Source organism: Corynebacterium sp. HMSC08F01, from assembly GCF_001807545.1.
Classification (GTDB): domain Bacteria; phylum Actinomycetota; class Actinomycetes; order Mycobacteriales; family Mycobacteriaceae; genus Corynebacterium; species Corynebacterium coyleae.
In genome coordinates, this window is the sequence record NZ_KV789327.1 from 49460 (window position 1) to 59402 (window position 9943).

10 protein-coding genes and 1 tRNA gene are annotated in these 9943 nt (G+C 60.7%); 5 read left to right on the forward strand and 6 right to left on the reverse strand.

Annotated features, from left to right (window positions below):
* Position 1: 1 nt before the first annotated feature.
* Positions 2 to 1399: a decaprenylphosphoryl-beta-D-ribose oxidase gene (locus HMPREF3171_RS11065; RefSeq protein WP_070484962.1), complete on the reverse strand. Its 1398-nt coding sequence runs from the start codon at positions 1397 to 1399 to the stop codon at positions 2 to 4.
* Between the two features lie 21 nt (positions 1400 to 1420).
* A complete protein-coding gene (locus HMPREF3171_RS11070; RefSeq protein WP_070422004.1) occupies positions 1421 to 1648 on the reverse strand; it encodes a hypothetical protein in 228 nt (75 codons plus the stop codon).
* A gap of 29 nt (positions 1649 to 1677) precedes the next feature.
* Between HMPREF3171_RS11070 and HMPREF3171_RS11075 the strand changes: the two genes are divergently transcribed.
* The gene (locus HMPREF3171_RS11075) at positions 1678 to 2121 is read left to right on the forward strand and encodes a GtrA family protein (protein WP_070484963.1); all 444 of its coding nucleotides are present in this window, start codon (positions 1678 to 1680) and stop codon (positions 2119 to 2121) included.
* Here the strand turns inward: HMPREF3171_RS11075 and glfT1 are convergent.
* Positions 2084 to 2986: a galactofuranosyltransferase GlfT1 gene (gene glfT1 / locus HMPREF3171_RS11080; protein ID WP_070484964.1), complete on the reverse strand. Its 903-nt coding sequence runs from the start codon at positions 2984 to 2986 to the stop codon at positions 2084 to 2086. The two genes, HMPREF3171_RS11075 and glfT1, sit on opposite strands and share 38 nt — an antisense overlap.
* 73 nt (positions 2987 to 3059) lie before the next feature.
* On the opposite strand from glfT1, the gene HMPREF3171_RS11085 reads away from it, so the two are divergent.
* Positions 3060 to 4022: a DUF559 domain-containing protein gene (locus tag HMPREF3171_RS11085; RefSeq protein ID WP_070484965.1), complete on the forward strand. Its 963-nt coding sequence runs from the start codon at positions 3060 to 3062 to the stop codon at positions 4020 to 4022.
* Positions 4023 to 4168: 146 nt separating this feature from the next.
* Here the strand turns inward: HMPREF3171_RS11085 and wzt are convergent, their stop codons facing one another.
* Both wzt and wzm read right to left on the reverse strand, forming a co-directional pair.
* Positions 4169 to 4954, reverse strand: a complete 786-nt coding sequence (gene wzt / locus HMPREF3171_RS11090) for a galactan export ABC transporter ATP-binding subunit Wzt/RfbE (protein WP_070422008.1) — start codon at positions 4952 to 4954, stop codon at positions 4169 to 4171.
* Positions 4955 to 4963: 9 nt separating this feature from the next.
* Positions 4964 to 5872 carry a galactan export ABC transporter permease subunit Wzm/RfbD gene (wzm, locus tag HMPREF3171_RS11095; RefSeq protein ID WP_070484966.1) on the reverse strand — a complete coding sequence of 303 codons (909 nt, stop codon included), beginning with the start codon at positions 5870 to 5872 and terminating at the stop codon, positions 4964 to 4966.
* A gap of 84 nt (positions 5873 to 5956) precedes the next feature.
* On the opposite strand from wzm, the gene HMPREF3171_RS11100 reads away from it, so the two are divergent.
* On the forward strand, positions 5957 to 7168 hold the full coding sequence (locus HMPREF3171_RS11100; protein ID WP_070484967.1) for an aminotransferase class V-fold PLP-dependent enzyme: 1212 nt from the start codon (positions 5957 to 5959) through the stop codon (positions 7166 to 7168).
* Between the two features lie 15 nt (positions 7169 to 7183).
* On the opposite strand, the gene HMPREF3171_RS11105 is transcribed toward HMPREF3171_RS11100, so the two are convergent.
* Complete coding sequence (locus tag HMPREF3171_RS11105; RefSeq protein ID WP_070484968.1) at positions 7184 to 8140, reverse strand: NAD(P)H-quinone oxidoreductase; 957 nt, start codon at positions 8138 to 8140, stop codon at positions 7184 to 7186.
* Between the two features lie 73 nt (positions 8141 to 8213).
* On the opposite strand from HMPREF3171_RS11105, the gene HMPREF3171_RS11110 reads away from it, so the two are divergent.
* Together HMPREF3171_RS11110 and HMPREF3171_RS11115 are read left to right on the forward strand one after the other, a co-directional pair.
* Positions 8214 to 8301, forward strand: a tRNA-Ser gene (locus tag HMPREF3171_RS11110).
* A gap of 163 nt (positions 8302 to 8464) precedes the next feature.
* Positions 8465 to 9943, forward strand: a 1479-nt coding sequence (locus HMPREF3171_RS11115) for an SdrD B-like domain-containing protein (protein WP_168161904.1), incomplete at its 3' end; no start/stop codon positions are given.

The following is a 9943-nucleotide window of genomic DNA, read 5'->3' on the forward strand; positions in this document are numbered from 1 at the left end:
CTTAGTTGAGCTCAAGACGGCGGGACATGTCGGATGCGAACACGCCGGTCGGGTCGATGTCGCGGCGGGTCTTCAACCAGCCTGGCAGTTCCGGATACATCTTGTGGAACTTCTCCGCGCTGGTGCGGGATTCCTTGGCCAGGTAGAGACGGCCGCCGAACTGCATGACCTGGTCATCCAGGCGGTCGAGGAACTCGTTGAGGCCCGGACGGATTGGGAAGTCCACGCACACGTTCCAGCCCTTCATCGGGTAGGACAACGGTGCCTGGTTGCCTTCGCCGAACAGCTTGAACACGTTCAGGGCGGTGTAGTGGCCGGAGGACTGGATGTCGTAAATGATGTCCTTGAACGGCTCCACAGCGTCGGTCGGGACGACGAACTGGTACTGCAGGAAGCCAGCCTTGCCGTAGCCGCGGTTCCACTTCCCGATGAGGTCCAGCGGCTGGTAAAACTGCGTCAGGTTCAGCACCTGGTTCCGGGCGGGGGAGCCCATCATGTAGTACGCCTCGCCGATCGCCATCAGGGAGAGCTTGTTCATGGTCCAGGACGGGAAAATGTCCGGCACCGTCATCAACTGCGGGGCGTTGAACTTCAACGGGTCCTTAGCCAGCTTCGGGGCGAACTCCTTCAACTGATCCAAGGTGGCCAGCGAGCCGCGGGAGATGGTGGAGCGGCCCGTCTTCGGCGGTGCGGAGATCGCATCGAACCAAGCCGACGAGTAGGTGTAGTTCACCTCAGAGCCGTCGGAGTGCACCGCGATCGTCTCGTCGAGCGTGTTGGTGCGGTCGGTGTCCGCGATGAAGTAGGCGGTCTCCGTCTTGGTCATCTGGATCCGGGCGCGCAGGATGATGCCGGTCAGGCCCATGCCGCCAACAGTGGCCCAGAACAGCTCAGCGGTCTCGCCGGTCGGCTCCAAGTGCAGCACGCGGCCGTCCGCCACCAGCAGCTCCATGGACAACACGTGGTTGCCAAACGAGCCCGCAGAGTGGTGGTTCTTACCGTGAATATCCGGGCCGATCGCGCCACCGATGGTGACCTGGCGGGTACCCGGCAGCACCGGGACCCACAGGCCATACGGCAGGGCGGCCTTCATGAGTTGGTCAAGGCTCACGCCTGCGTCGACGTCGACAATGCCGGAGTCCGGGTCGATGGAGTGGATCCGGTTCAGCGGAGTCATATCGACGACCAAACCGCCACCATTCTGGGCGGGGTCACCATAGGAGCGGCCCAGGCCGCGGGCGATGACGCCGCGGCGCTTGTGCTCGGGCAGGTCCGCGTTCTCATCCGCGACCCGCTTGACTGCCTCCGCAATCGTGTCCACGTCAGGGGTGGACAGGACCTGGGCGGTGGACGGGGCGGTACGGCCCCATCCGTAGAGGGATTGGGTTGTCAGTTCCATGCCCACAACCCTACCGCCGGACTAGAGATCCATAATGCTACGAATCTCCGCGGGCAGTTCTTCTTGGCTCGAAATCACAGGCCCGTCGTGTTCGCGAAGAATCTCATAGATACGTGTGCGGCCTTTGGAGTCCACAAACGGCAGCTCCTCGGCCATCAGGCGCACCATGAAGTCGGACAGGGGGACGTCGACACGCTGTGCTGCCTCGTGGATCGCGTCCGGGTCATCACCTTTGTAATGCTTCCTCATGGCACATGAGCCTAGTAGGGTAAACGCCCGTGTCCTCGAACGCTTCCCTAAAACAGCAGCTCATCCCGTTTCTGGTCATCGGTATCGGCTGCGCTGTCATCGACTTCGGCATCACCAACACCCTCGACCAAGCCCTCGACGTCCAACGCGACCTGGCCAAGGCCGTAGGCTGGGTCTTCGGCACCATCTCCGCCTACGTGCTGAACTCCAAGTTCGCCTTCAACGCCAAAATCGACGCCAAAAAAGCCAGCGCCGTGTTCATCCTCTACGCCACCACCTTCGCGGTGCAGATGTTGCTGTGGAGGGTGACGGACGAGCCGCTGTCGTCGCTAGGCTTGCAAGATTCGTGGAAGAACGCCGTGTCCTTCGTCATCGCACAAGGCGTAGCGACGACTACCAACTTCCTCCTCCAGCGTTACTGGATCTTCCGCGGCACTAAGGGCGGCGAAAGTCCTCTCGCGCCCCCCGCCTAAGCAACTTCAGCCAATCGAGGAAGCCCTTCGGATCCTTCTTCTCCACCAGGAAGAACCACCCGAACCGGACAACCTCCTGCAACTGCATCTTCTTCATGCCGCGCTGATTAATGATGTAGCCACGGTTGCGGTACGTGAAATACCGCTTCGTCTCATTGTCCGGGAACTGCGCATGCGCCCGCCCACCCATAATCGGATGGAACTCGTCCGACCCATCCGGGTGCAGATAAAACGCCGTCAACGCCGTGCCATACTTCAGGCCCGACTGCGCCAGACGACGGTGGTACTCCACCTCATCGCCCCTGATAAACAGACGGTAATCCGGCACACCGATGCGCTCCATCGCCTTCGCCGAAATCAACGCGCCATTAAACAAACTGGCGTACTGCGGCAGAAAATCGCCCTGCAGCTCATCAACACGCCGGTGCCACGTCGTGCCCTGCCGCAGCGGAAACGCCAGCTTCTCCGGGTCGTTGATGTTCGCCACCACCGGCGACACCTCCGACAACTGATGCTTCTCTGCGGTTCGGTAGAGCTCTTCGAGGACGGTGTGGTCTTTCGGGCGACCATCATCATCCGCGCACCAAATCGCATCCGCTCCCAGCGCCAGCGCGTGCAGGAACCCATACGCGAAGCCACCCGCCCCGCCCAGATTGGTCTTGCTTGGTAGGTAGACGCCCTTGTCGTTGGCGAGCTCGTCGACAAGCACACGCACCGCATCCTCATCACCGTTATCCACCACAATGACCCAATCCACCGGATGCGTCTGCGACACCACCTGCTCCAACGAGTTCCGCAGCAGGTCAACACGCTTATGGGTCACAATCACGGCAGCAGTCGTACCGTTGCGATTCAAGGCAGTCATACATTTATTGTGCCCGAGGGATCCCAAACCGTCGTTCTTGCGTCTAATAACCATGACCAACCTACGAAACGGCATGAGTGTCGGACCAACCCACGGCCTCTTCTACGTGGCACACCTCCCACAAGGGCTGAAAACCGTCCGCATCAGCCAACACTTCCACATCCAAGCCGGCCTCCAACGCCCATTCGACACCGCTCAATCCGACGCCCGCCGCCACCCTAAAGGCATCATTTATCAAACACCCATTGCTTACCGCGCGGCTGCCCATGGAATCGAGAACCCAAGCTCGGTGGTGCTTGGATACAGCGCGTTGGCCCTATATGGGCTGCCCTACCTGGTCGAAGGGAAAGACACCGTGCTAATGAACCCTTCCGCCGAACGCAACCGACAAGGCAACATCCACCGCCCCTCAATCGTCCGACGCGGATGTAGAAAAACTGAAGTGTGGGACGTCAAAAACGGCAGCTATCCGCTACGCGTTGCCAGCCCCGCGGCTGCCACAGTCCAGGCGCTGAAAGAGATTCGCAAAATGGCTAAGGCGCAGCAGCCGAGGACGTTAGCCGGGCACAGCCTCGACATAGTTGAAGCAATCACGCTCCTCGACTGCGTGCAGCGTTACCTCGGTGTTGAACCACTATCGATCCTCCAAGCCAGCCCTGGAATCATCGACCAAAGGTGGGTTGCGCGGGCCCTAGCGGAATCAAGCAGTCTGGCGGATTCTCCGAAGGAAACCGAAATCCGCCTACTTGCCCAAATGGTGTGTTCCAAGCTGGGGCTCGAGCTAGAAGAACAGGTGGCTGTCTACAGGGGTAAGAAGATCCTCACGAGGTTTGACCTGGCCATTCCAGAGCTGAAGATCGGCATTATGTACGACGGGGCCCACCACAACTCCGCCACTCAATGGCACAAGGATGCTGACATCAACTCGGGGCTCACCATCGCCGGTTGGAGGGTGCTCCGGTTCACCTCCGCCAACGTGCACAAATTCGTTGACCTACTGACGGCGTTGATCACTGAGGTGCTCGCCGGGCGTTGAGGGATCTGGAGACGGACGTCCCTGACAAATTTTACAAAATCTGTCAGGGGCGATTTCTGACCTGCAAGTATGCGGCTGACTGACAGATTCCGCCGGACTTTGTCAGCCGACCGGCCGAGCGGGAGGCTGGAGGGCCCAACCAACACCTACCCGTGGAAGCGCTGCACCAGTTCTGCGACGTGGTCGCCGGCTTCGGGGCCTTCGTAGGCGCGGACGACGTCGGCAACCAGGCCGGCCTCCCTAATTTCGCCCTTGTCCACCCACAGCGCGGTGTTGCAGAGCTGCGCCAGGAAGTCGTTGGAGTGGGAGGCGAACACGAGGATGCCGGAGCGCTCGACCATTTCGGCCAACCTCACGCGGGCTTTGGACATGAAGGCGGCGTCGACGGCGCCGATGCCTTCGTCGAGAAGCAGGATCTCGGGTTCGATGGAGGTGACCACGCCCAACGCCAGGCGGACGCGCATGCCGGTGGAGTAGGTGCGCAGGGGCATGGAGAGGTAGTCGCCGAGTTCGGAGAATTCGGCGATGTCGTCCATTTTGGCTTTCATCTGTTTGCGGGTCTGGCCAAGGAACAGGCCGCGGATGATGATGTTTTCGTAGCCGGAGATTTCGGGGTCCATGCCGACGCCGAGGTCGAAGACGGGGGCGACGCGGCCGCGCACGTCGGCGACGCCGCGGGTCGGTTCGTAGATGCCGGACAGCAGTCGCAACAAGGTGGTTTTACCTGCGCCGTTGTGGCCGACGAGGCCGACGCGGTCTCCCTCCCTTAAATGCAGGTTGATGTCGCGGAGTGCTTCGACGACGACGGTGTTGGAGGCGTTCTGGCCGATTTTGCCGCCGGCCGAGGACATCATGGCCTTTTTCAGGGAGCGGGATTTGGCGTCGAAGATGGGGAAGTCGACGCAGGCGTTGTAGGTGTCGATGGAAACCATGTGTAACTCCTAGACCCAGTACGGCACGCGGAAGCGCCACTGTTTCATGGCCAGCAGGGTGATGAGTACGCCGACGATGGTGCAGGCGATGACGATGAGCCAGTGGTAGGCGGCGACGGGGTCGTCGATAAGCGGTGCTCTGACGATTTCGAGGTAGTGGAACAGGGGGTTGATTTCGGCGAGCATTGCACGCTTTTCGACGACACCACCCTGGTCCTTCAGCGTCCTCGTCGTCCATACGATTGGGGTGACGTAGAACAGGAGTTGGACGAGGGCTTCGAGCAGTGGGGCGACGTCGCGGAAGCGGGTGGCCACCATGCCAAAGAACATGGCGACCCACACGCCGTTGACCAGCAACAGGGCCATACCCGGGATGAATAGGAGTGTGTTCAGGGTGATGGGGATGCGGAAGATCAGCGCCAGGATCACCCAAATGACCATGTTGTGGGCGAGGAACAGCGTTTGGCGCCACACGAGCCGGTAGATGTGGACCGACAGGGCGGAGGGGAGCTGTTTGATCAGGCCTTCGTTTTCGATGAAGACGTTCGCGCCGTCTTTGATGCAGCCGGAGATGAAGCCCCAGACGATGAAGCCGACGGTGACGTGTGGGAGGAATTCGGCGACGTCGATTTGGAACAGCATGGAGTACAGCAGGCCGAGGGCGAGCGACATCACACCGGTGGCGATGGTGATCCAGAGGGGGCCGAGCGTGGAGCGTCGGTAGCGTTGTTTGATGTCTTGCCAGCCGAGTTGGAGCCAGAGTTCGTGTTGGCCCCAGCCGCGGATGAGGTCGTCGAATGCCCGCCGGAATGTTTTGGATGTTGATGGCGGGGTGTTTTCGCCAGGGGCGCTGGTCATCCGGGCGACGTCATCGCGCAGTTGTTCTACGTTATGCACGCAGTTCACCCTAGTGCACATGTTTCGTGCTCCCGAGCTGGCGGTGTGCGCTGTGTCGGACGTGCGTGCATAATTAGGGGCGTTCTTGCGTGAAGGAGGTCTGCCGTGGCTTATGACGTGTGGGGGGTCCGTGGGCTGTACGGGTCGTTGGGTGGCGGTTGGACGTATCTGAATGCGCATGTGTCGCCACAGGTGCCGGAGAAGGTTGCGGGGGCGGTTGCGCGGAGTTTCCGTAATGCTGCGTCGGTGCCGCCGCCGGAGCCGGTGTTGGGGTCGCATTCCCGGTCGGATGTTGGTTTGCCGGAGGGGGTGGAGTATCCGAAGGCGGCGCGGGTCGCTATTGCGGATTTGGCTGGGGTGATGCCGGAGCAGGTGGTGTTGGGGCCGAGTGTTCCGGCGTTGTATTCGGCGTTGGTGTCGGCGATGCGTCCGATGTTGCGGCATAACTCGTCGATGGTGCTGAATCCGGTGGATCGTCCGGTGTTGTCGGGGCGTTTGCAGCGCGCTGGCGTATCGACGACCTGGGCGCAGGCCGATCTGGCTACCGGCGATTTGCCGGCGTGGCAGTACCGCGACATTGCGGACGGGTCGACGCGTTTGGTGTCGGTGCCGGCGGCGCATCCGGAGTTGGGCAACGTTGTGGGCGTTGCGGACATTGTGGAGGCGGTGCGTGAGAAGTCCCGGGCGTGGGTGCTTGTGGATGCGTCGGCGTACGCCCCGTACCGTCCGTTGGATTTGGATGCGTGGGGTGCCGATATCGCTGCGGTGGACATGGCCCAGTTTGGTGGCCCGGAGATCGCGGCGTTGATTTTCCGTGACGCGGCGATGTTTAAGCGTTTGGACCGTGAGGCTCTCGAGTTGGAGGTGTCGCCTGGTCTTGCTGGTGGTGTGCCGGCTGTGGTGGAGCATTATGCGTCGTTGGTTGAGGGGGCGGCGGGGAGGTCGTCGAGACGCAATCGCTTGAAGTATTCGATGGGGGAGACCGCCGCGTACTTGAACGGGCTGCGGGATGATCTGCATACGTTTTTGGGCACGCTGCCTGCGGTGCACATTGTTGGTGTGACGGGCGAGGCGGCGGAGGACGCCCGTGTGGAGCGCATCCCGCGCCTGGCGTTCGGTGTGCGAGGCGTGCCGTCGGAGACCGTGCTGAATCGCCTGGTTGCGCACGGTATTGTGGCTGCTCAGACGACGCAGACACAGCTTCTCGACGACATGGGCGTCGCCGACATGGGCGGCGCCGTCACCATCGCCATGTCGCCCTTTAATACCCAGAACGACATCGAGCAGTTGGTACGCACAGTCGCCTCGCTGGCGTAGCCTCGCTCCGCTCGGTTACGCGATCAAAAGGATTTTTCCGGTGTTGTCGCCGGAATCCATGTGGTCGTGGGCCTTGGCGGCGTCGGCGAGGGGGAACGTGGCGGTGATGTTGGGTTTGATCTGACCCGATTCGATGAGCGGCCAGACGTTCTTCACCGTCGAGGCGACAATCTCCGCCTTCATCGGACGCGGCCGGGCGCGCAGCGTGGTGGCGTGGACCGACAGGCGCCTCGGCATCATCCGGCCAAGCGATAGCGTGCCCTTCGGCCCGCCCTGCACCGCGATGACCACGAGGCGGCCGTCGGTGTTGAGCGCCTTGATGTTCTGCTCCAGGTACGGCCCGCCAACCACGTCGAGGATCACGTCCGCCCAGGCCTTGAGTTCCTCGTCGAAGTCCTGCTCCTTGTAGTTAATAAGGACGTCCGCGCCGAGGCCCTTGCAGTAGTCGAGCTTCTCCTGGCTGCCCGCAGTGACGGCGACGGTGCAGCCCAGCGCCTTGCACAACTGGATGGCGAACGAGCCGATGCCGCCCGCGCCGCCGTGGATCAGCACGTTGTCGCCTTCCTGGATGCCGGCGAGCATGCCCAGGTTCGACCACACCGTGCAGGCCGCCTCCACCACGCCGGCGGTTTCCTCCAACGTGAGGTTCGCAGGCTTCGGCGTGAGCTGGCCCTCCGGCACCGCGACGTATTCGGCGTAGCCGCCACCCGCCAGCAGACAGCCCACCTCTTCGCCCTTTTTGCGGCCGGTGGTGCCCGGGTCCTCGATCACGCCAGCGCACTCCAGGCCAATAATCTCCGACTCACCCTTCGGCGGCGGATACTTACCTTCGGCCTGGACGATGTCGCCACGGTTCACGCCCGCCGCCGTGACCCTGACCAGCACCTCCCCATCCTGCAGTTGCGGGGAGTCCACTTCGGTGAGTTCGAGGGAGCGGGGGTTGGTGTCGTCGATAAGTGTGATCGCTTTCATGCGGCCAGGCTACCGAGATTGAGCAGCGCGCGTCGTGTTGTAAAGTATGTGCGTCGCACTTGCTTTGCGACGAGGAGACGTGGCAGAGCGGCCGAATGCACCGGTCTTGAAAACCGGCGAGGTTTATCCCTCCAGGGGTTCAAATCCCCTCGTCTCCGCCAATTTCTTTTGGGGGGTGCTTCAGGGGGCTGTTCCTGAAATTTAGGTGAATTTCTCCATAAACGCTGGCAGCGTTTGTCAAGCCTGACGTAGGGTTCTTCACAAGTCTGCCTCGGTGTTGGGGCAGCGTATGGCGAAAATATGTTGCTCATGGTGGAGGTAGAAATGAGCGAGAAGTTCACTACGAGGAAAGGCCGTGTGCGTCGCAACGTTGTGGCGCTACTGAGCGCAGTAGCGCTGGGCGTCGGCGGAGTAGCGGTGCCGCAGACCGCGGGTGCGTGGGTCCAGCAGGATATCGAGCGAAACTATGGGGAAAAGCCCGATCCGGTCCAAGAAACGAAGGCGATTTTTGAGACCTTCAAGCCGGAAACAATGCAATCCGATGGGAGCTACATCTACACCATTGGAGGCGAGGCTAAGGCACCGAAGCCACTCCCCGACCAGGATGATCCTGATTACGAGCTAAAACAGCGTGGTGCGTCTGACATTCTCACGATGACGGTGTGGGTTTGGGCTGCGACCCCCAATACAGTCTTGGAAGAACCCACTGCGGACGACTTCAAGTGGGCTAGCGGTCAAACACGTCCGTTTAAGAGTATTGAGAAAGTCAGGGCCGACGATGGTGTTTACACCGATCAAGACGGCAATAAGATCGGCGGTGGCGACGGCTACAAGATTGAGTTTGATATCAACGCAGCAGAAGACAGCTTTACTGCGGAGATTCAAGCGAAGTTGAAAGCAGATATTCCTGCAGGAGCCCTGGTCACGGCTGCTACTTACGTGGAGACGACGATTAGCCCCCGGGTTATCTGGGAGCATGAAAACTCGTGGTTGACGACAGATCCCAACGATTCTGACACGTGTGCAGGCATCGCACACGGACGGCACCGTCTCCAGGGCGGAGGTTATGGCCAATGGATGGCTGAAATGTACCTCGGTTCGTTGAATGGAAACCTGGAGCTCAGGGGTGCGCCGCGTGTTACATTCACGCTGCCTAACGGTGACACATTCAGCGGTGAAAAATCGGGCATGACTCAGGGTGACGTTTCGTCCCAAGCTCTCGACGCAAACTACAAAGCAGGCTTTGAGAAATTAAATCCCAACACCGTTTGGGGACAGAAATTTGACTGGCCCTTTGATAAAAACACGGCGACAGGCGAATTTTGGCTCCCCACCGGGACCATCTTCGAATTCGAGCAGAATGTTTACGACAAAGACAAACCCTGCTCGGATGCCAAGTGGGGAGGCGACAAGCTCCACCACCGCGCGATGCTGACATCCGCGAACCCGCCTATTGTCACGGCCGACATTGCACAAACGTGGTTCAAGATGCCAGAAGGTGAGGAGCCGTGCGACTGTGAACTGGGCTCAGTGGGCGACAAGGTCTGGATTGATAAGAACAAAGACGGAATCCAGGACGAAGACGAAACGCAGGGCGTTCCCGGTGTAAAGGTGGTTCTCAAGGACGCGTCCGGTAAGGCAGTTGCTCGTACGGTCACGGACGAGGACGGCAACTGGAATATCAATGTGAAACCGGGTGACTACACGGTCGTGTACGAGCCTGGGGATAACGTGCCGTCGGAGCCGGGTCAGGTCAGCACCAAGGTCACGATTAAGCCTGGTGAGAAGCGTGACGATATTGAC